General features: G+C 40.3%; 16 protein-coding genes. 8 read left to right on the forward strand and 8 right to left on the reverse strand.

All coding sequences use genetic code 11. The features are described 5' to 3' along the window. Nucleotides 1-508: 508 nt before the first annotated feature. From K5Q58_RS04425 to K5Q58_RS04435, 3 genes are all read right to left on the reverse strand, one after another. Nucleotides 509-1282 (reverse strand): hypothetical protein, encoded by a 774-nt coding sequence (locus K5Q58_RS04425; protein WP_220752665.1) that lies wholly within the window; start codon nucleotides 1280-1282, stop codon nucleotides 509-511. Nucleotides 1283-1369: 87 nt separating this feature from the next. Further along, nucleotides 1370-3937: a hypothetical protein gene (locus K5Q58_RS04430; protein ID WP_220752666.1), complete on the reverse strand. Its 2568-nt coding sequence runs from the start codon at nucleotides 3935-3937 to the stop codon at nucleotides 1370-1372. 39 nt (nucleotides 3938-3976) lie between these two features. Then, nucleotides 3977-5527 carry a polysaccharide lyase 6 family protein gene (locus K5Q58_RS04435; RefSeq protein WP_220752667.1) on the reverse strand — a complete coding sequence of 517 codons (1551 nt, stop codon included), beginning with the start codon at nucleotides 5525-5527 and terminating at the stop codon, nucleotides 3977-3979. 299 nt (nucleotides 5528-5826) lie between these two features. Here K5Q58_RS04435 and K5Q58_RS04440 point away from each other — a divergent pair, with 299 nt between their 5' ends. From K5Q58_RS04440 to K5Q58_RS04450, 3 genes are all read left to right on the forward strand, one after another. Next, nucleotides 5827-6780, forward strand: coding sequence for a polysaccharide lyase family 7 protein (locus tag K5Q58_RS04440; protein ID WP_220752668.1), 954 nt, complete (start codon nucleotides 5827-5829; stop codon nucleotides 6778-6780). 108 nt (nucleotides 6781-6888) lie between these two features. Next, a complete protein-coding gene (locus tag K5Q58_RS04445; RefSeq protein ID WP_220752669.1) occupies nucleotides 6889-8754 on the forward strand; it encodes a putative nucleotidyltransferase substrate binding domain-containing protein in 1866 nt (621 codons plus the stop codon). Further along, a complete protein-coding gene (locus K5Q58_RS04450; protein WP_220752670.1) occupies nucleotides 8754-9473 on the forward strand; it encodes a 3'-5' exonuclease in 720 nt (239 codons plus the stop codon). Before K5Q58_RS04445 ends, K5Q58_RS04450 begins: the two co-directional genes overlap by 1 nt. Before the next feature lie 160 nt (nucleotides 9474-9633). On the opposite strand, the gene K5Q58_RS04455 is transcribed toward K5Q58_RS04450, so the two are convergent. Then, on the reverse strand, nucleotides 9634-10887 hold the full coding sequence (locus tag K5Q58_RS04455; RefSeq protein ID WP_220752671.1) for an alginate lyase family protein: 1254 nt from the start codon (nucleotides 10885-10887) through the stop codon (nucleotides 9634-9636). A 648-nt stretch (nucleotides 10888-11535) separates the two neighbouring features. Between K5Q58_RS04455 and K5Q58_RS04460 the strand changes: the two genes are divergently transcribed. Further along, a complete protein-coding gene (locus tag K5Q58_RS04460) occupies nucleotides 11536-13251 on the forward strand; it encodes a transporter (RefSeq protein WP_374758477.1) in 1716 nt (571 codons plus the stop codon). A 145-nt stretch (nucleotides 13252-13396) separates the two neighbouring features. On the opposite strand, the gene K5Q58_RS04465 is transcribed toward K5Q58_RS04460, so the two are convergent. Then, complete coding sequence (locus K5Q58_RS04465; protein ID WP_220752673.1) at nucleotides 13397-14110, reverse strand: FadR/GntR family transcriptional regulator; 714 nt, start codon at nucleotides 14108-14110, stop codon at nucleotides 13397-13399. An 887-nt stretch (nucleotides 14111-14997) separates the two neighbouring features. Here K5Q58_RS04465 and K5Q58_RS04470 point away from each other — a divergent pair. From K5Q58_RS04470 to K5Q58_RS04480, 3 genes are all read left to right on the forward strand, one after another. Next, on the forward strand, nucleotides 14998-15708 hold the full coding sequence (locus K5Q58_RS04470) for a FadR/GntR family transcriptional regulator (RefSeq protein WP_220752674.1): 711 nt from the start codon (nucleotides 14998-15000) through the stop codon (nucleotides 15706-15708). A 97-nt stretch (nucleotides 15709-15805) separates the two neighbouring features. Next, the gene (locus tag K5Q58_RS04475; RefSeq protein WP_220752675.1) at nucleotides 15806-17194 is read left to right on the forward strand and encodes an MATE family efflux transporter; all 1389 of its coding nucleotides are present in this window, start codon (nucleotides 15806-15808) and stop codon (nucleotides 17192-17194) included. Between the two features lie 316 nt (nucleotides 17195-17510). Next, a complete protein-coding gene (locus K5Q58_RS04480) occupies nucleotides 17511-18149 on the forward strand; it encodes a CatB-related O-acetyltransferase (RefSeq protein WP_220752676.1) in 639 nt (212 codons plus the stop codon). A gap of 90 nt (nucleotides 18150-18239) precedes the next feature. On the opposite strand, the gene K5Q58_RS04485 is transcribed toward K5Q58_RS04480, so the two are convergent. Together K5Q58_RS04485 and K5Q58_RS04490 are read right to left on the reverse strand one after the other, a co-directional pair. Then, nucleotides 18240-18725 (reverse strand): VOC family protein, encoded by a 486-nt coding sequence (locus K5Q58_RS04485; protein ID WP_220752677.1) that lies wholly within the window; start codon nucleotides 18723-18725, stop codon nucleotides 18240-18242. A gap of 262 nt (nucleotides 18726-18987) precedes the next feature. Next, complete coding sequence (locus tag K5Q58_RS04490) at nucleotides 18988-20064, reverse strand: DUF1254 domain-containing protein (RefSeq protein ID WP_220752678.1); 1077 nt, start codon at nucleotides 20062-20064, stop codon at nucleotides 18988-18990. 216 nt (nucleotides 20065-20280) lie between these two features. Here K5Q58_RS04490 and K5Q58_RS04495 point away from each other — a divergent pair, with 216 nt between their 5' ends. Continuing rightward, nucleotides 20281-21231 (forward strand): LysR family transcriptional regulator, encoded by a 951-nt coding sequence (locus tag K5Q58_RS04495; RefSeq protein ID WP_220752679.1) that lies wholly within the window; start codon nucleotides 20281-20283, stop codon nucleotides 21229-21231. Between the two features lie 96 nt (nucleotides 21232-21327). Here K5Q58_RS04495 and K5Q58_RS04500 read toward each other — a convergent pair whose 3' ends face one another. Next, complete coding sequence (locus K5Q58_RS04500; RefSeq protein ID WP_220752680.1) at nucleotides 21328-23502, reverse strand: heparinase II/III family protein; 2175 nt, start codon at nucleotides 23500-23502, stop codon at nucleotides 21328-21330.

Here is a 23502-nt window from a genome sequence, read left to right on the forward strand (position 1 = left end):
TACTCTAGTTTATTTTTATTTAATTCTTATTGATTAATACATGTTATCAGGAAGGCATTCTTAAGCACATGAATAACCTAGATCAATCGTTATAAAATGTGTCACTTTACTGAGTTTATTCATGGCTACTAAAACATAGCAAATTATCGCCATAGATTCATGGTCAAATAGTCTTTAATACCAAGAAATCTGATTCCTAATATCGTGATAGATGAAACCACCAAATTGAATGTCTTATTTATGCAAGTTCACCTTCAAATTTTAAAATTATCCCGCATCAGAGTGCAAGCTTTGCCTTTATCAATCACATTGGCAAGATGGTCTTTCATTGTTGTTTTTGAAGCAAATTTGCTTAGATAACTAGGCGGCAATCCACTCACCTCGTTTAGCTAGCCTTTATTTAGAACGAAATCTAAACTGTAAAGAACAAAAGATCCTAGCTTGAAACGAAAAAACCGATGATGCCCAAGCATCATCGGTTGATAATTTTAGATATCGCTAAACAGGATTAGAAGCGGTATTTATAACCAATTTCTATTGCGTTATCACGCTTGCCATACCAATCATATTCACTGTTTAAGTGACTATTTTTGAGCAATTCAGCTTTATATTTAAACTTGCCATAAAAAGCATGGGCACGAGCATCAGGTAAACGGTATTCGGCACTTAATTCATGCTCCCAAACATTGCCTTCATTGTTATCAAAGACGTTATCATCTAGCTTGTCTTTGTAAATCGCATCCCAGACAAATCTGAAGTCATTCCACGTATAAGTTAACCAAAGATCGTAACGCATCTCTTTACCCACAGCGTCATCGTAAACGCCACTGCTAAGGCTCAAACGATCTAAATCTTCAGAGTAACGCGCTCGTACTTTCATGCGGAAGTTTTCTGTTAAACGATAACCATAAAATGCGCCATAACGGATTTTCTTAGCGTTTTCTTTAATTTGATAATCAAGAATAGGGCCGACTTCATGCTCATTACGATCGCCCCAGCGATGACGGTAACCTGTTTTGATCGTGAACTCATACTGCTCAGGTGCATAACCTGTTTCAAGTTCTGATTTGCTGCGATCATACTGCCAAACTTGTTCAAAGCCGAACATGAAACCATTGTCCATTCGGTGACTGAATTCGACTTTAGGACGATCAGTACGACCATCCACGACTTTATGTTCCCACTTCATTGTGATGGTGCTATTCGCTAATGCAGAGCCACTGACTAATGCTGAACCACTCACTAAACTTAATACGCTTAAGGCTAAAATTGATTTTTTCATCTTAAAATATCTTCCTGTAGGTAGTTAAATACCCGGCATGTGCGCAGCACATGCCTTTTCAATATCAATTAACAATTCTCGGAATAGTTAGTTGTGAGTGTTATCAGTGAATACGTTGGTGCTTTCTGCTGGCAGGCGAGCAAAAATGGCTGCATCGCGTTCACCTGTACCTACGTCATTAACTGCTTCAAGGGTATAGTCAGTGAAGGTGTTATTGCTCACCGTCACTGCACAGGTGTTCTCGTTGTCTGCATCTTTAATAATGCCGCCACTTGAGTCACCGATTTTAACTGCAGCGGTTTCTTTATTGCCGTCACCGATGATGCTGAACGTATTGCCGTCAATTAGCGTACCCATGCGGCCTTTACTTGAGCTACAAGTCAATTTGACCATGTCGTTTTGTAAGTTACGGCTTTGAGAAAGGAATTCGCTACCTGTTAAGTTGATGAAACCGTATGAACGTATCCAAGCACCTTTGTTTTCAATTTGATCTTGCTCAGTAATACCTGAAGCATCAAATGAAAGGTTATTGAGCACTATCGGCATGTTATCTTCACCGACTTTTTGAATGTTAATTACCGCTTCTTTGGCATCATCTGTAATCCCGCATTTAGCAATAGAATCATTATTGAATGCGATGTTAGAGATTGATGCGCCTGCAGCACCATCAATCACATCAATACAAGCACTACCAGAAATAGCTGCCCCATCTTGACCTGTTAATGTAATCGCTCTATCGATAGTGATAACGCCTGTTGAATACTCAAAGCTTGCGCCTAAAGTAATGGTGGTGCCTGCTGTTGCAGCTTGAATTGCAGCATTCACTTCTTCAACGTTTTCTGGGTATGTTGGCTCTGGATCTGTGCCGCCGCCAGTCACTGTGTTATTGGTTTCAGTGGTGTCACCAAACACATCGTAAAGTGCAGTAGAGATGTCATTGGTTTCACTGATTAACTCATTGAAATTATCAAAGGTGTTTTCAGAGAACTCTGCGCCGCAGTTTTTATTTTCTTGGCCTAAGTTACTTGGCACACCGATAGTTGCAGCGATGGTCATCCCTGAAGTATTTTCTGCAGCTAAGCCAAAAGTACTGCCAGAAATGATTGAACCGCGAGGGTCTGTGTTATCACCACCGCGAGAGGCTGAGCTACCACAGTTGAGGTAAACTATGTTTTGCGCGTCAGCAGATTTATTAGCAAATACTGAGTCAGAGATATCCACTAAACCACGTGAATAAACCCAAGCATCACTTTCACCCGTTGATTCTTCAAAACCACTGCCATCAAAAGCTAAGTTATCAAGGATAACCGCTGTTTTGTCTTTACCGACTTTACCAATGTTAATGATAGAGGTTGAGGCACTTTCACCTGAACCACAATCACTCATCACGATGTTTTCGAAAGCGATATTCGTCAGTTTGGCTTGATTACCACCACGTAACTCTTCAGCAGCTTCTGTAGGAATATCGATACAAACAGCGCCAGAGAATACCGCTTGCTCAGTTTCGCTCACCACACCTTCAGCATCGGTAGATTGTAAAGTGATCGCTTTGTTTATAACGATGGTGCCAGCATTAGCAAAGTCACCTGCAACATCTAAATTGATTGTGGTACCTGAACTTGCAGCTTCAATAGCCGCAACTAATTCATCAACAGTTTTGACCACTCCTGGGTCAACAGGTGGAAGGCCAGGGTCCGTCTCTTCATCAGGTAAAAGGTTATCTGACTGAGTAGTATCACCAAACACATCGTAAAGTGCAGTTGATTGGTCACTTGATTCACTTATTAAGAAACCAAACTTCTCAAAAGTATTGTCTGTGAATGTTGCTGCACAGTTTTTATTTTCTTGACCTAAGTTACTTGGCACACCAATAGTGGCGGCTTTTGTTGCATCATTGGCATTAATTTCTGCGAGAGCAAAAGTATTACCCGTCATTATTGAGCCAGTATCATTGGCGTAACTGCCACCGCGTGATGCAGAGCTACCACAGTTCAGGTAAAGCATACTTTGTGCATCGGTAGATTTATTACTGAAAACACTGTTAGAGATATTCACTAACCCACGAGAGTAAACCCAAGCTGCGCTGTCACTTGTAGACTCTTCAAAGCCTGTGCCATCAAAGGTTAAATTATCAAGAATCACCGGCGTTTTATCTTTACCGACTTTACCTATGTTAATAACTGAATTTGATGTGCTTTCACCGCTACCACAGCTGTCCATGGTAATGTTTTCAAAGCCAATATTTGAAATGCGTGCTTGGCTGCCACCACGTAATGTTTCAGCGGCTTCTGTAGGAATATCAATACAAATTGCGCCCGATAATACAGCTTGCTCCCCAGCAACAGGATCATCAATTGCACCTTCTGCATCAGAGGTAATTAAGGTAATCGCTTTATCAATGATCACAGTGCCGACATTTTTGAACGTGCCAGCAATGTTTAAACCAATCACATCACCCGCAGTTGCTGTATCAATGGCCGCTAATAATTCAGCAGAGCTTGATGCAACAACATCAGCCACATCTGGTGTTTCTACTGGTGGTAACCCAGGATCAGTACCGCCGTCTCCTGGTGGTTCATCATAAAAATCACAACCTGCTAATAAACTTGTAGATAAAGCAATGGCCACTAAAGCCGATAGTTTTTTAATTCTCATTTTACTGCCCCATTAATGAGTTTAATGTTCATCTTGTTATTATTTGATACGGTAACTAGCGCCTGTATCTTGAGTGGTTAAAACTTTTAAGCCTTTTGCGCCACCATCAAAATTGGTCGCTTCTAGCAAGCCATTTTCAGCACGTTGTAGCTTAGGATTTCGGTAAATTACGCCATCCCATGGAAGCTCAATACCTGACACTGGGCCAAAATATAAGTCATTCTCGTAGGTAGGATTTATGAGCGGCGCCACACTATCGTTGCCTTTTAACGTCAGTGTTCTAGACGCTTTGGCATAAGACAAATTGTTCTTAAAACTGATATCAGTCCCTGCAAATATGGTGCTGACTTTAGCGTTGTCATATAGGCTGACACGATGAGTTTTGGTGGAGTAAAGAATGTTTTGACGAGAGTCGACAATGGTGTTGTTTTCGATGCTGACCTTATAAGGCGTAGCTTGCTTATTTAGCTCTTTCCCTTTGACATCGTTATTTAAGGTCTCGCCATTTTCGACATCGGTAATACCTGTATTTACCGCAATGCCACCACGGACGTCACCAGTCCCCATGACTCGCTCAATATAGTTATTTCGAATGATATGGCCTGCATCGTAAAAGCGGATACCGCCTGACTGCTTTTTGTTATTACCTAAAATCACATTATCTTCGACAACGTTATTAGTACCGTGGCGCAAAGAAATCATCGAAGCGTTATCAACGAAGGTATTGCCTCTTAATGTATTGCCACCAGATTTAAGAGAAACTAACTCAGTTTCGCCGTCACACTTGAGGAATAAGTTGTCTTCAATTAAGGTTTTCGAAGCATAAATAGAACTCTTTGAATCACCTAAACGAATAGCTTCCCAGCTGTTTGAGTTATAACGCACCGCATCAGGGTTATCGAACTCATTAAACTGGTTATGTTGCTGATTATAAAAAAGGTTACCTTTGATGGTGTGGTGATCAGGCGTGGTATCACCTTTCTTTTTCTGCACGCCAATCAGGGTGCCACGTTTATGCTTACCTTCAAAAGTATTGTTAATTAGGCTGTTGTGCTTGCCATATAAAGAAATCCACAAGTATTTAGGGTATTCAGCGCGTTTATCGTCTGGCTGATAAAGGTAATCGTCGTTGAAGAAGTAGAAAGTAGAGTTGGTCAGCGTATTATTATCACCACGGAAAACCACACCGCCCATTCTTTCAGCTGGGCCACCGTCGGTAAATACGACACCGTCTAAAGTAATGTTATTTCCACGTAAATTAAATTGCACTAACCCTGTAAACCAAACTTCGCCAGGATTCGCCGCTTTAATGGTGACATTGTTTGCTTTGATATCAAACTTACCAAGGTTGGCATATTTGCCAGCATCAATGACGAGTGTTTCGCCATCTTGGAGTGTGAGCAATTTATCTTTTAATGCGGCAGCATCTGCTGTTTGCAAAGATGTCGCATCAATAGCACTTTTATTATTTTGCTCAACCATTGGTCCTGTGATTGTTGCTGTCCCCACAACATCAACCGCAGGCTCGGTAGCTGCACAACCTGCCAGCAATACCAAAGAAATAGCTGAAGCGATAATACGCTTTTTCATACTTTCCCCTTTCCCATTTGTATTATTTAACACAAGCTTATTTGTATTATTAATCTTTTGGTAGGAAAAACTGTGAGATTGTTCATAAACTAACTAATTAGGAGTATAAAATTGATTATCTTTTGTCACCCAAGCGAAAAAAACCTTAACAACAGAGCTTTCAGGGTAAACTTTAACCACAGAAATTAACAATAATCTCATTAATTGATTACTAATTGAGTATAATATTAAAAATTTCTCCCACAAATTTGTTTTAAAAAGTAAGATATATTGTCTTACAAATAAGGAAGGTTGTCGTTATGTTAATGCGTATATTCATCTCTAATGTATTACTTATACTCCTTTTAGGTTGTTCAGGTTCTTCTGATTCACCTGAAATGCCTCCTGAAATGCCTCCTGAAACGCCTCCTGAAGAGCCTCCTTGCGAAACGTGTAATTGGACCATTGAGCAATGGAAGTTGACTATTCCTGAGAGTAAAGACAGCTTTTATGGTTCAGGGGGGACAAGCGCAGCAGAACTCAAACCCTCCACATGCAGTAATAATCAAACCTTATCTAACGATACCGACATTGCCTATTTCTGGACTGAGAAAAGTCCACAGCAAATGGTGTTTAATGTTGATTTAGGAATGGATGGCGCGACCACGCCTAATACTCAATATGTTCGCTCAGAATTACGAGAGCTTTATCGATTTGATACAGAAAACCCTTGTTCTGCGACCAATCAGAATTGGGCGATCAGCGGTAAACACCAATTAGAGTCTTCGCTTAATATTATCCAGTACCCACAGATAACGTCGGTTAGTCCTAAAGTCATCGTCGGCCAAGTACATGGTAAAGATATCAAACAAGCATTAGTTAAAGTCCTATGGGAAGGTAGCGAGAAGCCTGTCAGGGTGATCTTAAATGATAGTTTTAAACCCGATAATCAAACTTGTGATAGCTGCCAACCATTTAGTATTGAGCTTGGTACAGCTAAAGCTTACGAAGATTGGCAATATGCAATTGAAGTCGATACTGCTGGCATAACACTGACAACGATAATTTCAGGCATTAGCACTCAGAAATTATTAAAGTGGGGCGAGCCCGTCATTGCTAACGATGGTAAAGAGTACACTTTAGATACAGCTTGGCTTAATGAAGAATATTACTTTAAAGCCGGTATTTATCCGCAAATTGTCACTTCATCAGATTATGCTGGACAAATTTTTGAAGTTGGCTTTACCGAACTCAAGGTGACTCATGCTCCATAGTTAGGCTATAGCCGTAACTGCTCAGGCTGCTTAAATTTTCATGCAGCTTGAGAAAATAGAGTTTAAGCTAGGTTAGATCATTAGTTATTTAATATTTAAGGTACAGAAATGGACGAATCTTTACTTCCTAATGTCATCCAATTTATTGGACAAATCGATCCATTTGATAAACTGCCTAAAACCGTGGTGCGCGATCTCGCTGAAGTGGTAAAAATTATCTATGTAGCCCAAGGCGAAGTGGTCGACTTATCTGCTGATAATGAAGAAAAGCACCTTTATATTGTTCGTTCAGGTGCCATGGAGCAACGTAAAAAAAGTGGCGTACTTCGCGCCCGTTTAGAAGCTGAAGACTTATTCGGTTTTACCTTTCTAGATTCTGATGTTGATGATGATCAAGGATATCAAGCCACCGCCATTGAACCTTGCTTACTGTATCTAATCCCACACTCTGCGCTTCAATCCTTATTCACTAAGACCCCAGAATATGCCGAGCATTTCGCATCTCAAGCTCAGGTACGCTTAAACTCAGCATTAGATGTTGTATGGTCGAATAAGGAAAAAGGGCTCTTTATACGTAAAGTTAAAGATGTGGCCAGTGGCCGTATCGCGGTGGTTACCGCAGATATGAGCATTCAGGCTGTTGCCCATGAAATGCGTATGATTAAGCGCACCTCATGCGCGGTGATTTATGAGAATGAAAAAATTGTTGGTTTGATTACCGATCGAGACATGACCAAACGCGTCATCGTTGAAGGCTATCCAATTGATAACCCTATTAAAGATGTGATGACGTCAAACCCGTTAACGGTCACCCCAGACGATCTTGTGTTGCAAGCTGCATCACTTATGATGCAATACAATGTGCGAAACCTACCTGTAGTTGAAAACAATAAAGTAGTGGGCTTATTAACCACCACTCACTTGGTGCAAAATCACCGCATGCAGGCAATCTTCCTAATAGAAAAGATTAAGTATGCCGTCAGCGTTAAAGAATTAGCCGAGTTAAACCCTGAGCGCCAAGCTATTTTCGAAGCCTTAGTTGAAGGAAAAGTCGTTCCTGAAACCATAGGTAAAGTGATGGCAATGATTTTTGATGCTTACACGCGAAGGTTAATCAATATTATGATTGATCAACTTGGTGCGCCGCCTTGTGATTTTGCCTGGATTGTCGCAGGTTCCCACGCCCGTAATGAGGTTCATTGTTTAACAGACCAAGATAGCGCGATCGTTTTAGCAGACAATGCCACCGATAATGATCGTATTTACTTTAAACATTTGGCTGACTTTGTCACTCAAGGGCTTGATCGCTGTGACTTCCCATTATGTACTGGTCATTACATGCCGACTACCGAGAAGTGGCGCCAACCTTTATTAATGTGGAAACAGTATTATAAGAAGTGGGTCGCTAATCCTGAATACGAACGCCTATTAAATATCAGTGTCTTTTTAGAAATCAGAACTGTATTTGGTAACCCAACCTATGAGCAAGAACTGCATCAGTCAATGCATAGCCACATTCGCAACAATGCCGAGTTCTTGGGTATTTTGGTAAAAGATGCCACCAACACGAGTCCACCACTCGGTATTTTTAATTCCTTGGTTTTAGAAAAAAGTGGTGAGAACAATAAAACCCTCAATATTAAGAAATACGCGATTAATTTAATTATCGATTTAGCGCGGATTTACGCTTTAGCTGTGGGCAGTGATGCGTTACAAACCGAGGCTAGATTTGAGGCTGCCAATAAAGCTGGAGTGTTAAGCGATGACGCCTTTAAAAATATCATGGGGGCTTATCGGTTTATTTTATCGTTCAGATATAGCCATCAATTAACCGCTTTAAAAGAAGGCAAAGTTCCAGACAATCACATTAATCCAGACACCTTTGGCAGCTTCGAGCGTAAACATTTAAAAGATGCCTTTAGGATCATTGCAGATCAACAAGATGCGGCTAAATTGCGCTTTGGAAATATCTAATGAGTCTTTTAGATTACTTTCATCCCCTGTCAGCTTTAAAAAGGCAGCGTGAAAATTTTAAGATTAAAGACAGCTTAATTAGTAGTTTAGTCGAGCCAACCTCAGCGCCATTACCTGAGCTTAACGCCTTGTGCAGTGAACAGAGTTACGTGGTACTTGATATTGAAACCACAGGGTTTGATCCTGTCGAAGATGAAATACTCAGCATGGGCTGGGTAGTGATAAAAAATCAACAAATTGATTTAGCCAATAGCCAGCATGTTTATATAAAGCATTTTGATAAGGTAAAACCTGAGTCAGCAGTGATTAACCATATCACGCCGCAAATGTTGGCTAACGGAGTATCGCTTCATGAAGCCATGAGTTACTTCTTCACTCATCTTAGCGACAAGGTGTTAGTGGCTCACGGTTCGGTGATTGAAGCTGAATTTATCAATTACTACGCAAAAAAATATTGGCAACTACCAACCCTACCCTTACTTTGGCTCGACACCTTATGCTTAGAAAAGCACTTTGCTACTGCAATCGATCATTATTCAGATGTCGACTTAACATTAGCTGGAACCCGAAAACGCTACGGATTACCTGAATATAATAGCCACAATGCCTTAGTCGATGCCCTCGGCGCAGCAGAATTGTTATTAGCTCAACAAAAAAGACTATCAAGAGGCAGTCGTGATAGCTTTGCCCGCTTATATAGGCTCAGTCAACGTAAATAGAAGTATGTAAAAGTTAGACATGACAAATGGCTGACAACCAAAAGAGCAAATAACAAAAAGCGAATACCCCCTGAATTCAACTCCTAGGTATTCGCTTTTTTATTTAACCTGAACTTTGATTAAGAGGCTTATTAAACTCGCTTAAAACTGTTATTAGCAACTACTCAGCACGATACAACAATTCAATTTCACGTTGAGCCCATACTTCTGCCAAGTTTTTACTCACAGTATATTGGCTAAAGTCAGTGTCTTTAGCTAACTTAATCCACTGATTATTATCTAATACCTGACCCGCTTTTAAGTATATTGGCGACATACGCGCGATCCTGCGGCTATCTTTTTCAGGAAACGGCCACTTTGCTTGAGGGTCGTTATACTTCGCCATAAAATCGATGCCTTTTGATAATGACACTCCTTGTTGATTTTCATAGTGCCATAAATCAACCCCCACTTTATCGCCAAGCTGAGCAATGCCCACTAGTGGATCTAAGCTAAAGTAATGATAGTGATACGAACGAGTACGCTGGGCCTCATGGGGCTGCGAGCCATCTTCAGCAAACTGAGTATCAACTCGCACCTTACCTTTTTGTACCATTTGCTTAGTTAAATGTGCATTCCCAAGGAAATAAGCAATACCTGCCATTTGATAATCGTACCAAGTGCCATGATTATTAGGGGCATAAGCTTCACCTTTTGGTCCGCCGCTTAAGTCATCTTCAATCAACCAATCAAGATAATCGCTATACCATTGGTTAATCCCTTGCTCATCTTTGTCTGTCCAAGCAGGGGATTGAGATAAAATAGCTATCGCATCTAAGTTTCGTTCAACCAGCGTTCGGGTATCAATCAAGCCACTGCGTCTTCCATCGGCAACACCAGGAACACCTTGACCGAAATTAACATTCGGATTCATCCGAGTCGCATCATCTATATACCAAGCTCGAACTAGCTCAATAGCTTTATTGGCATAAGCCTCATCTTCACTGAAGTAATAAGCCAACGCTAACGCACGCACAGTACGAGTAAAAGTACCAATACGCACTGAATCCGTTTCGTCAGATTTAGACGCAGGATTCGTTTTCCCATCAAAACGTATCCAAGGCAGGCCATCCACTTTAGTTTCATCAGGCCACCAATAAGGACTAATACTCATATAGTCATTTTTATCACCGCTAGGAGGAGTGAACCCTTTATGTGCAACACTAAAAATGCCTACTTGCTTACCAATTTCCGCTTCTTCTATTAATTGCTGATAACTGTGTTGCATAGCTTTTGGCGCATTATCTGACTGTAATAAAGCACGATTAGTCGCCAATGTGGCCTCGTCTAAAAAAACAAAATTTGCAGCCCATGCAGAACTATTGGCAAAAACGCCCATTAAGGCGACTGCACATAAAGATTTTGGGACTTTCATTTGCTACCTCCAACTATTAAGTAATACAAATATAGCACAAGGTAAAAGCAATTCAGTGATTTCGATCATGAAAAATCACAATCCATAATTCAAAAATAAAACATTAAATCATAAATAACAGCAACTTAAAGAAAATGACGTTCTAATTTGATAAATACTGCAATGAAATATGACCCGCATCTCACAATTGATATTGTATTATGTTAGTATCATTTTATTAATTTAGTGAGAATTCAGTTAACAGTCCTTACCTTGTTTAGCCGATAGGGTTCCAGTGGACATGATGAATTAAGTCTTATTAATGCTTTTATCGCTAACAAATGAGTAAGCACCTTTTACTAACAAAATTGATAAAAGGTCTAACTGAAGTTAGCCACTGACGCAATGAGTAAGCGGTTGCTATCAGTTTTTTGAACGGCAATTGAGCCATTCATACAAAAAGAGTTATTAACGTTTTTAATAAAGTCAGTCTGATTACATAGTGACTAATTTACACAATGATTAGTTTGCACGGTAATAAAGACTTGTTTTTCAGCATTGCTGCTGAAGTTGGTTCCCATAGATTTACTCTTAGAAAAGGTTATAAAAATGGAGCTAAATACAATCATTGTAGGTATCTATTTTCTATTCTTAATTGCGATAGGATGGATGTTCCGGACATTTACAAGCAATACTAGTGACTATTTCCGTGGGGGCGGAAGTATGTTGTGGTGGATGGTAGGGGCAACTGCCTTTATGACCCAATTCAGCGCATGGACATTTACAGGCGCTGCCGGTAAAGCCTACACAGACGGCTTTAGTGTCGCGATTCTTTTCTTAGCCAATGCCTTTGGTTACTTAATGAATTACGTTTACTTCGCACCTAAATTCCGCCAACTCCGCGTTGTAACGGTAATTGAAGCGATTCGTATGCGATTCGGTAATGCCAATGAACAAGTTTTTACTTGGACAGGCATGCCTAACAGCGTCATCACTGCTGGTATTTGGTTGAATGGTCTGGCAATTATTGCTTCAGGTATCTTCGGCTTTGATATGACCACCACCATAGTACTAACTGGCTTGGTTGTATTAGTCATGTCAGTAACTGGTGGCTCATGGGCGGTCATCGCATCTGACTTTATGCAAATGGTTATCATCATGGCGGTGACAATTACCTGTGCGGTAATGGCTTATGTTCATGGCGGTGGTATCACCAATATTATTGATAACTTCCCGACAGATTCATTTGTCTCTGGCGGTGATTTAAATTACCTAAGTATCTTTGGTGTTTGGGCTGTATTTATCTTCTTAAAGCAATTCAGTATTACCAACAACATGCTGAATTCGTACCGTTACCTTGCAGCAAAAGATTCTAAAAATGCACGAAAAGCGGCATTACTTGCCTGTATTCTAATGAGTATTGGTCCAGTTATCTGGTTCCTACCAAGCTGGTACTTAGCAGGTTCTGGTGTCGATTTAGCAGCGATATACCCTGAAGCGGGTAGCAAAGCAGCAGACTTCGCATACCTATACTTTGTTCAAGAATATATGCCAGTGGGTATGGTAGGGCTATTGATTGCTGCCATGTTTGCAGCAACCATGTCGTCTATGGATTCGGGTCTTAACCGTAACTCAGGCATTTTTGTTAAAAACTTCTACGAGCCAGTGGTTCGTCCACATGCCAGTGAAAAAGAATTGATGTTAGTGTCTAAACTGACTTCAACCTTCTTTGGTATTGCCATTATCTTAGTATCGTTATTTATTAACTCACTTAAAGGGTTAAGCCTATTTGATACCATGATGTATGTAGGTGCCTTAATCGGCTTCCCAATGACAATTCCAGCATTCTGTGGTTTCTTTATTAAGAAAACACCTGATTGGGCAGCTTGGGGAACGCTCGTTGTGGGTGGTTTTGTTTCTTACATTGTCGGTTTCGTTATTACTGCTGAAATGGTTGAAAACGCACTGGGTCTTGAGCACGCATTAACTGGGCGTGAATGGTCTGACTTAACGGTAGCAATTGGTCTGATGGCCCACGTTGTGTTCACTGCTGGTTTCTTTGTTGCTTCAACTTTATTCTACAAACCTTTGACTGAAGAGCGTCAAAAGAATGTTGATAAGTTCTTCGAAAACTTAGCCACACCGCTAGTATCTGAAGGTAACGCTCAGAAGCAATTGGATAACAAGCAACGTCGTATGTTAGGTACCCTAATTGCAGTAGCAGGTATCTTTGTTATGGCAATGTTCCTTCTGCCTAATCCATTCTGGTCTCGCATGATATTCGTATTATGTGGTGCGATTGTGCTCTCTGTTGGCTTGTTATTGGTCAATGCGGTTGATAGCAAAATCGAGGATGAAGCAGCAGCAGAAGCTGAAGCGAAATAAGATTAAGCGACATAAGATTAACTCACAGGCAATAAGTAATAAGTGAGTTAATCCAATATAATGCTTAGCCATAAAAAAACGCAGACCTTAGTCTGCGTTTTTTATTGCATATATTTTGTATGTTTAACAGTAAAACAATTACAACTTAGTCATCGATTCGATGATTAATCGACTGTAAATGATCTTGAGACATCTCACGCGCTTTAGCGGCATCCCCAATCATAATCGCTTCATAAATCAATTTATGCTCATTAAAGCAGGTGCCACCTTCTTCAGATGAATGCGCAATAAAGTGCTCAAACATGGTCGTAAGGATATTGCCAAACGGCAGGTAAAAATCATTACCTGTTGAAAAGAAAATAATTCGATGAAATTGAATATCAATTTTAATCCACGCTTCAGTATCCAGCTCCGGAGCTGAGTTTAATTCACTCATTTGTTGGAATACTGACGACAACTCTTTGCGCTGCTCTACCGTGGCATTTTGAGCTGCTAAAGCACAGGCTTCAGGCTCGATAGCGCGGCGAAAGCCCAAGAACTGATTGCAAAAGTCATTAATATCAGTCAATCCATCCATCCACTCAATTAACTGAGGGTCTAAAAAATTCCAGTTGCTCTTTTCAACAACTCGAGTACCGATTTTAGGACGTGATTGTAGTAAGCCTTTGGATGTCAGCAGTTTTACTGCTTCTCTTAGTGCAGTTCGGCTGATACCAAATTGTTCACACAGCACCATCTCGCTTGGAATAATGCTGCCTTGAGCAAGTTCGCCAGAAAGGATGGCACGGGCGATTTCGCGGGCAACGTGTAAATGCAAGCTACGTTTAGCCCCTGATATTGAATTGAAGCCATTCGACATTTTGTTTTCACAACGCTGATTTTAAGAATTATTGACGTAATATAGCATGATAAATATGAGACTAAAATGCTATCGATTTGCACTTTACGGCTGATTTATAACAAGTTTAATCACAGTTGACCAGCATAAATCATACAAATAAAAGCAAGTTCATTAAGAGATGAAATAGCTAAAGACAATATAGAATATGAAACTAACGCGCTTCAGCCCAAAGTAATTTATTCTTTTTCATAACAATCATAACTTTACAAATTTTAATCAATTGGTAACTTCGGAATGTTAAATAGCACAAGCCAAACAAACTTGTTATAACTGAATAACTTAGCAAATCTTCATCGATTAGGCTCCCAAACCCAACTAATTTGTACGACAATATAGTGCTATTATCGTCAATTTTATCGATTAAAAAATAATTAAAAAACGCTTTAAAAAATCAATAAAAATACAAATATTATTAATATATGTGAGTTACAACAACTTTTAATACCCCTTGATAACATAAACGGGTTTTCTAAAACCCTCACATATTGTAGTATAATACAACAGAAAAAGATGAGCGTTATAGGTCCATATTTCGGTACAAGGTTAGCCTTTTAGTACCGCGTTACACCAGTAATCTAGATGCTAGGCGTTTTATGCTCACGCTATTGTTACGGTATAAATATGAATTGATATGTTTCAAATTCATCAATACCCCGATCTATAACAACCTTTTAAGCAGTAAATCCATATAGATTTATTGCCGCCAACAAGAAATACCACTTTTATCACTATCTGTGATGGACACTGACATCAATCAACTGCGCTAGGCGCGTTTTTGTTAACCAATGTTCTGAGCATATCGATATTTTTGAACCCGTTTTCATATTTAAAAGGATCGAGAGATCATGTTCATACAAGTAGAAGATTCAAGCAGACGAGTCCATGTGCAAGTCGCTAGACAAATTGCTCGTAAAATACTGTCTGGTGAAATCGAACCTTTGCAAAGGCTTCCTTGTGAAATGGAATTATGTGAAATGTTTGGTGTAAGCCGAACGGCATTACGTGAATCAACGAAGTTATTATCAGCAAAAGGCTTAATTGAGTCACGACCTAAAGTGGGCACCACAGTCAGAGCACGCGCTAACTGGCACTTTTTAGATCCACAATTACTAGACTGGATCCAAGGACTTGAAAATACTGAAGTGTTTTTAAGCAAGTTTTTAGGCTTACGCAAAGCAATTGAACCTGAAGCTTGTGCCCTCGCAGCAACCTTTGCCACTATCGAACAACGTAAACAGCTCTCGGTTTTAATGCAGAACATGATAAAAGCTGCTGAAGAGTTCGATTATGAACAGTGGACCATTAACGATCATTTATTCCATCAAACGATCTATTTATCGACTGACAACCAGTTTTATATTCCGTTCGGCAATATATTAACCACCATCTTTAAGCTGTTTATTGACCATTCAGCCGAAGGCGGCCGCTTTTGTATTAATGAACATAAAGGCATATATGATTCCATTATGTCAGGTGATGCCGACCAAGCGCGCAGCTACTGTCAGCAATTATTAAAAGATGACAATCAAAGGTTCTCTGAAGTGCCTGCCGCTTAATTACTGACGTTACAAGCTTCGATTGCATAATCGACTCAATCGAAGCTTAAATTCAAGGAAGAATTCATGATGAAACCTTTACTAAATTTAGGTGAACATGCAACTCATTAATCATTATATTCGCAACCAATACGTACGTAACAATATTGCTTTAGCGTGGCCGTTAGCGCTAAACGCATTACTGATGCAGTCAATGTTAATGATTGACACCTTGCTAGTCTCACCACTCGGTGAAATTCCATTAGCCGCCATGGGCATTGCGACAACCATCGTTGCTTTTATCATGGGTATTCAAATGGCGTTGGCGAATGGTTCTCAATTAGTCATGAGCCGCGCAGTAGGTTCGAAAAATTCCCTCGCACTGACAAAATCATGCTGGTCAGGCATGAGCATCAACTTTTCTGTGGCATTGCTTTTTTGGTCGATACTATTACTGTTTGAACAATCAATTGTTGAACTCATCACCAGCGATACGGCCTTGCAAGCTGAGGTGCTTCGCTACTTAAGTGTCGCTAAATATGTGGTGTTATTTAATGCCATCACCCAAGTTTGTATTGCCTTATTTAATAGCTTAGGGAAAACAAAAATCGCCTTCAAAGGCTATTTAATCGAGCTACCAATCAACGCCGCCTTGTCCTATGCCTTTATTTACGGTATCGCAATAAATGGCACTAACATTACCCCTGAACTAGGTGTGGTAGGCGCTGCAGTAGGTAGTTTAGTCGCTATTTTTGTGCGCTTTATTTATCTCGCTTTGTGCATATCGACCCTTGATAACATCAACCTTAAACTGGCAGTAAACCCGCAAGAAGGGCTCATTAATATGCGTAAGCATTTTATTGAGATTTTCCCTGTGGCCGCCAATGTCACCATGCTCTCTATTGGCGTCAGTGTTTATCAGCTGCTCTACTCACAATTATCGATTAATGCTTATGTTGCCATTACCCTTGTTTTACCTTGGATGCGAGCTGGCGGGCAGTTTATAACGGCTTGGGCCCACTCTTCAGCGATTTCAATAAGCCAAGCAATTGGTTCTAAAAAGCTCCATGATTTAGAAGAAAACGTTAATATCAGCATCAGATTGGCTATGGCAATATCACTGATTACCATGGGTTTTTTCTTCGTGTTAAGTTTTTGGATTGCAGATATTTATCCAGATATGGCAGACGAAACTTACCAAGCACTAGCCATCATCGCGCCTATTTATATCATCTTGCCACTCGTGCGAGGTTACAACACAGTTCATGGTCATGTACTCAGAGCCATGGGACACACTACTGCAGTATTTAAAATCAACTTCACTGGGCAGTGGGTAATATCAATTCCCTTATGCGCCCTACTTATTTTGTATTTTGATGCATCAATATTCTGGGCATTTGCGATTCAACCTTTCGAAGAAATTATCAAAGCATTTCCTTTTAGGTTCTTAGCTCGTAAAGCGGTTAAAGAGTTCAGTCACCATGATGCCGAGAAGCTGAGTTATTGATATCAACTCTTAACATTCAGCGACGAGTTTAAGTGTTCAGTAGTTAAGAACAAGCGGATAGTAACTGGTCACTAATTGGCCTTCAATCGTTTCAATAAAAGCTGTAAAGCACATAGAATGTAATACAAACCAAATCCCATGGCATTGCCTATATAAAGTTGTTCTGTGCTATCATTTTAAAGATTCTTTCTAATTTAGTTTACGACAAGCCCTCAATATGAAGAAACTCATCCCTCTTTTAAAGCAACCAAGAATCCATTGACTCTGCTAACTTCGAGCATTTTTATCAACATTTAATTCGAGTTAGAGGTGAGTTATGCAAAAAAAACACTGGTCAAAATTTCAATTACTGCATGAAGTTGTGACTAACGATAATATTATCGTTAAAGGCGAGCACAGCTACTACAGTGACTGCTGGGATAAAGGGTTTGAAGAATCAGTAGTCAGGTATTTACACGGAGACGAAATCAGTCGCCATTGGGAACCTCGCTGGACTATAGATAAACTGTTTATTGGTGATTACGTCTGTATCGGAGCCGAAGTCATTATATTAATGGGAGGCAATCATACCCATCGAGCCGATTGGTTCTGCTTATATCCATTTATGGATGTGATTGAGGATGCGTATATTGGCAAAGGGGATACTCATATTGACGATGGAGCTTGGCTAGGCATGAGAGCCATGGTAATGCCAGGTATCACTATTGGAGAAGGTGCTGTCATTGCGGCAAATAGTGTCGTTACAAAAGATGTAGAACCTTATTCCGTCGTCGCAGGCTCACCAGCTAAACGGGTTAAATATCGTTTCGAGCCGCAAGTGATTGAAGCATTATTATCATTCAATATTTATGAATGGACGACTGATAAATTTGCAGCCATGAAACCATTCTTATGTGATTCTAATATCGATAAACTCAAGCAAGCGATTGCTTCATTTGATGCGAAAACTAGCTAATTATTTAGCTGAAAAATGAAAGGCCAACGCTCACTAACACGAATTCTCGTTCTTAGTATAAGCGTTGGCCTTTGTTATTTATTGCGGCTTTTACTCGTATTCTGCAGCGTATGTTTCTTCATATGTGTGAGAGTAAAGCTCAAACAGGTTTCCAAATGGGTCTTCTAAATACACCATTTGCGCAGTGTTATTATCACTTTCTGGGTGGTATCGCATAATGTCCATGCGCACTTTACCGCCCATTTCTTGGGTGCGTTTAATTACCCCATGAAAGTCATCTGTTTGTAGACAGAAATGGAAGATGCCAATGCGAGAAAAGTCTACTTCATGACGCTCTTGACGCTCTTTCATTTCAAACAGTTCAAAGCCGATGCCATCAGAAGTAAGTAAGTGAGCGATGTTAAAGCCTTTAAAGCCTTCACCAAATACCGCAATACACATTCTACCAATGGCAGTTTCACGCTCTTCTGTCACTTTGGTATTGCCCATAACCACTTTCATATCAAGTGCTTTAGTGTAAAACTCTACAGCTTTGTTCATGTCGCCAACCATGATACCTACGTGATTCATTTTCATAACTTACCTCAAATATTGTGTTAATTAGTTCGTGTTCTGTTTCGATGAGGTAATATTAAGCTCACAAATAAATAAATAAAAATTATTAGATTTTATAATTTTGATAATTTAAATTTATTGAACCATATATCGCTTCAAGCAAATTAAAAGACTTACAGATATGGGTGTAACTTACAGCTATAAAAATGGGAAGCTATTGCTTCCCATTTTAGGCTTAAGATTCGTCAGATTTTACTACTTAGCCCTTAATCAATATCTCTTATTACTGAGCTTGTACAAGTGGTAGGATACGAAATCCATCCACTTTTACTTTATCGCTTGGCTGATAATGACGGATACCAATGTTAAACACACCTGAGCCATTGTCCGTAGCAATATTATTTATCGCATCTGCGCCGCAGCCAAAGCTCACAGTATAAGTGCCATCACTGTTAACCTTTGCGGTATTAGAGCTAACATTGGCGACATCGTTAAACATAAATCCAGACTTGTTATATACGGTGATAGACCAAAATGCGCGGTTGTTAGGGTCTGCAAAAGTAGCCTGATGACACGTTTGAGTAGGGAAATTACCTGACACTTCGTAAATGTTATCTTTCGCTTGCGCTCCCCCCCAACCTATCGCTGCGCCCACTTCATACTTCTCTTGGGTAAATATCTGGTTTGATTCATCATCAACATCAGTAAACATACCTTGCAGGGCGTCACTACCATCGCGCTGATTAATCATCGGCATTTTAGCTTTAAGCTCATCTTCGACACGTTTGAAAGAGGCTTTATCTACCGTTTCAGAGGTAAACTTATTAGCGCTATTGGCACTAATGCTCATTTGGCCTTGATACATAGCCGCTTCAGCTTCAGTGAAGGTGGCATCAAGTCGCACAACTAAATATAAGTGCTCTCCAATATGAGTTGATAGGTTAAAGGTACCCGCACCGTAATACATTGGTTGAATGCGATGGTCTTCTGTAATCGGCTGCACTGAAATGTATTTACCTTCAGGAAGCTCAGGCATTGTCACTGTTGCCCCTTTTGAAATATCAACGACAGCCATTGAATAGTATGTGTCGCGGTTCATGCGTACCACGGGTTGCTCATTGGTTGGCGTTAGCTGACGCTTATGTAAAAACTTGTTCACTCCAACCAAATCTTGGTTTTTTAGAAGTTGATGAGAAGTCTCATGTGTAGGGTAAGTATCAGGTGTCACTATGCTGCCATCTTCGGCAAAAAAGCCATTCAGGTTTTCTGTAGTTGATGATGCTATTTGCGCTGCAGAAGCAAAGCTAACAGTCGCAATTGCACTGAATAAAATACCGCGAGTAATTGGTGATAGTTTCATGGTGTAGCTCCAGTGAAGTTGTTTAATTAGATGCTGTTTTCAAGCTTGGATGAATAATAGCCAAAAAATGATATCTACAGAAATCATAAAATTTAATACCTGATATACTTATAGGTAATATCTTTAAACGATATGAATTTCACTATTGAAGCCCCGCTTAATAGCGAGTGATGAGCATTGCGGTATCTCTACTCCGACACAGCATTAAGGAAGATAATGAAAACACTGGAACAAGAACTCTCACGAATCGATTTAAACTTATTAGTGTCGTTAAGTGTGTTGATTAAAGAAAGAAATGTGTCACGAGCGGCTGAAAAACTGTACTTATCACAACCTGCAATGAGTCGAATACTGGCACGCCTAAGGGATGTTTTTGATGATCCACTGTTTTATCGAGAATCTAATGGCCTGCAGCCCACCGCTAAAACCTTAGAGCTTGAAGGTCAGTTAGATAGCATCCTATTTTCCATCGACAGCCTAGTTAATAGCTCAAACTTTTCACCAGCATTGTGTGAAAAGACCTTTAGGATCTCAACGCCGCCGTTGATGAGCAAGCTCATGACACCGCTTATTGTTAAAGCAATAAATGCAGCTGCGCCTAAAGTGACTCTCGAAGAATATCCTTCAGCGATTGATCCCAGTTTATTGCTCAAAGAAGGCTCGGTAGATTTTTCTATCCATGTCACTGATACTGTCATTGCTGATGAATACTACTCTGAAAAGGTCGGTCATACTTATCCAGTAATTTACGGCGCTGCAGATCATCCATTATTGCAAATGCAGAGCGTGAGTATCGATGACTGCCTTAAGTATGCATTTGTCGATTTGTCTTTAGATATCCGCTCTACTGGCGAATATCTTAACACCTTAGATGTTGAGCTCATGACCCAAGGGAAGAGCCGGAATGTGGCCTTGAAATCGGGACAGCTTTCCACCTTAGTGGAATCAATTCACGGAACCGATAGGTTGATGATTGCTGGGCATTTACTTGAACAAGATGCAACGGACGAGGCTAACTTTAAAGCGATAAAATCGTTTAACCACCAGCCTTACATCACCAATATTTATCTGATTGAACACAAAAGAACGCTGAGTAGTCAGCCCCATAAATGGTTTCGAGATTTGATCACACAATCCATTCGCAAAACCTTTGGGATGTCAGATTAATAGTTAGTGATAAAACTACATTTTATCCATAAAAAATGGGAAGCGATTGCTTCCCATTTTAGTATCAAGTTTATTATCTATTTAAGCTGGATCAGTTTATTCAGGCTCTACATCCGTAGGCTCAATTTGAGCAAATGCGCCTGTCCAAGTGTAGTAGTGCGAGTCAAACTTCACTGTGCGAGTTTCAGCATGTTTTGCTTCTTGTTCGTTTGAAATAGCAAAGTAATAGTCGTTACCTTTAACTGTTTCAATACGGATAACCGTACCAATGTCGTCATGGCCCATTACATTAACTGACTTCACTTCACCGCGAGCATTTAGTGATGCTTCGGTAGACTCGTTAAAGTAGCCGTGAGTTTCAAGTACTGAGGCAAACACATGGTTTTTACCTGACTGACGCATAATAAATGCAGGCTCGCTGCGCATATTAAAATCTGGATCATTTGCGCCTGTGCGAGCAAATATCACTTCGCTATTTTCAACTGCGCTCGTCACTAAGCTGTAGTAACTGCTGTCGTGTAACCAAGTCACTAAAGCACTGGCTTCCACTTTACCGCTACCGACATTCCATAAATGCTCATAACCATTGTCTTCGCCTAATGGGCGTAGCTTGCTTTCAACTTGGTAGTCAAAGTCAGTGCGAATGATTTGGCCAGAGTAATGTACAGGCAAGTCATATTGATGTTCGGCATCGGCTTCAATTAAATAAACATCAATCACTAATGGTTTTTCAAACTCTTCAAGCTCAGCCAATATCACGCTGCGCTGCATAGTAATGCCATCATAGTAATCGCTGATAACGCCACTCATACCTTGCAGTGCTGGGTTATCTGCTACAAAGAAGTGCTTTTGACCAAACTTAGACTCTGCAGTTGCTGTATCAAATTTGTTTTGCGTTTTCTGATCAACGGTTACCGTATTATGGGCAACTGTTTGCTTACAGTATGACTTGTTTTCTGGAATATAACGGCCGCCAAACTTCGGCTCAACGTTAACCCAGCGACCAAACCCATAATCGTTTAACACTTCATGGCCGCGATTAAACACGCTTAAATGCAAACCATCATAATGACCATGATCTAACGCTGAATGGTACTGATGATCACTACCATGCTGACCAAACCAAATCAGCGCCATGGTGTCGTCGTCTTGCGCATCACGGTGACGTAAAATACTCACGCCGCCCTTCTCGCCTTCTGGCCCATCGGTCACAAACAAGCTACCCCAGTTAAAGGGTTTAATATTGTCTGCATTGGCTACTGCTGTTGATAATGTTTGACCTGAAGAATGAACCCACACATCTTGTTGATGGTTAGCCATACCAAGCAAGGTTTCAGTTTGCTCGTAACGATGGAAACATACTGATGTTGCCATGATTACACCTTCATCATTGATCGAAATCGTTTTCGATGAATCGTTTAATGCAGGTAAAGAGCCGTCTGGAAATGCGGTTTTAAATACAGCATAAGATGTGGTTTTAATCACTGAGTCATTGAACTGGTAAATACCGATATCAGGTTGGCGACGCTCAATGGCTTCTGCAAACAAGTAAATTGGGCGCAGTGAAAAACGGTGATAGTAAGGACCTTCCATGTAATAGCCATCAGGCGAAAACAATTGGTCTAATTGAGCCAAGAAACCACCACTCACTTTATCAAGCTTTAAGCCGTATAGTGCTTTATCTACTGATTCTTGGTCATTAATGGCATAACCACAAATACCTACTGCCGCAACCGCCCATAAGCCATGGTTATGCACAATGTCAAAGTCATGGGCATAAGTCACCACAAACATTTCGATCATTTGCTTTAATAAATCATCTTCGATCAAACGTTTTTGATCGTCACTTAAGGTGTGGTAAATACAGCTATATGCGCAAGAGGCGTAAAGCATCCACATGTTTTCATTCAACGTTTGGTGGAACAACTTACCCGGTGGATTAGAGTCCTTACTGACGTTGCTTTCAAGTGTTGGGTAAACTGTCGCGTATGCCGTAAGCATGTCGACAATGTAATCACGGTACTTAGTTTCTTCAGTTATTAAGAACAAACGGCCAGCAAGATCCATATGGATATAGTTTTGCTTATGACGGTTATGCTCATAACCGCCGCCTTCGCCATGGCCCGGCACTTCAATGCCAACTTCAGCCATGTAGGTATCGGTTTGTTTAATGTCACGGCTTAAGGCATTACCTAATAATGTTTCTTTGCCTAACTCTTTACGCAGCTCGATGGCTTCATCAAAGCTAATTAATAATGGTTGATAGCTCAT

The organism is Shewanella sp. KT0246 (assembly GCF_019654955.1).
Classification (GTDB): Bacteria; Pseudomonadota; Gammaproteobacteria; order Enterobacterales; family Shewanellaceae; genus Shewanella; species Shewanella goraebulensis.

What these genes read in the sequence shown, in the direction of transcription:
- K5Q58_RS04425 (WP_220752665.1), bottom strand. Translation starts at nt 1,282, where the DNA reads ATGAAAAAATCAATTTTAGCCTTAAGCGTATTAAGTTTAGTGAGTGGT.
- K5Q58_RS04430 (WP_220752666.1), bottom strand. Translation starts at nt 3,937, where the DNA reads ATGAGAATTAAAAAACTATCGGCTTTAGTGGCCATTGCTTTATCTACA.
- K5Q58_RS04435 (WP_220752667.1), bottom strand. Translation starts at nt 5,527, where the DNA reads ATGAAAAAGCGTATTATCGCTTCAGCTATTTCTTTGGTATTGCTGGCA.
- K5Q58_RS04440 (WP_220752668.1), top strand. Translation starts at nt 5,827, where the DNA reads ATGTTAATGCGTATATTCATCTCTAATGTATTACTTATACTCCTTTTA.
- K5Q58_RS04445 (WP_220752669.1), top strand. Translation starts at nt 6,889, where the DNA reads ATGGACGAATCTTTACTTCCTAATGTCATCCAATTTATTGGACAAATC.
- K5Q58_RS04450 (WP_220752670.1), top strand. Translation starts at nt 8,754, where the DNA reads ATGAGTCTTTTAGATTACTTTCATCCCCTGTCAGCTTTAAAAAGGCAG.
- K5Q58_RS04455 (WP_220752671.1), bottom strand. Translation starts at nt 10,887, where the DNA reads ATGAAAGTCCCAAAATCTTTATGTGCAGTCGCCTTAATGGGCGTTTTT.
- K5Q58_RS04460 (WP_374758477.1), top strand. Translation starts at nt 11,536, where the DNA reads ATGTTCCGGACATTTACAAGCAATACTAGTGACTATTTCCGTGGGGGC.
- K5Q58_RS04465 (WP_220752673.1), bottom strand. Translation starts at nt 14,110, where the DNA reads ATGTCGAATGGCTTCAATTCAATATCAGGGGCTAAACGTAGCTTGCAT.
- K5Q58_RS04470 (WP_220752674.1), top strand. Translation starts at nt 14,998, where the DNA reads ATGTTCATACAAGTAGAAGATTCAAGCAGACGAGTCCATGTGCAAGTC.
- K5Q58_RS04475 (WP_220752675.1), top strand. Translation starts at nt 15,806, where the DNA reads ATGCAACTCATTAATCATTATATTCGCAACCAATACGTACGTAACAAT.
- K5Q58_RS04480 (WP_220752676.1), top strand. Translation starts at nt 17,511, where the DNA reads ATGCAAAAAAAACACTGGTCAAAATTTCAATTACTGCATGAAGTTGTG.
- K5Q58_RS04485 (WP_220752677.1), bottom strand. Translation starts at nt 18,725, where the DNA reads ATGAAAATGAATCACGTAGGTATCATGGTTGGCGACATGAACAAAGCT.
- K5Q58_RS04490 (WP_220752678.1), bottom strand. Translation starts at nt 20,064, where the DNA reads ATGAAACTATCACCAATTACTCGCGGTATTTTATTCAGTGCAATTGCG.
- K5Q58_RS04495 (WP_220752679.1), top strand. Translation starts at nt 20,281, where the DNA reads ATGAAAACACTGGAACAAGAACTCTCACGAATCGATTTAAACTTATTA.
- K5Q58_RS04500 (WP_220752680.1), bottom strand. Translation starts at nt 23,502, where the DNA reads ATGAGCTATCAACCATTATTAATTAGCTTTGATGAAGCCATCGAGCTG.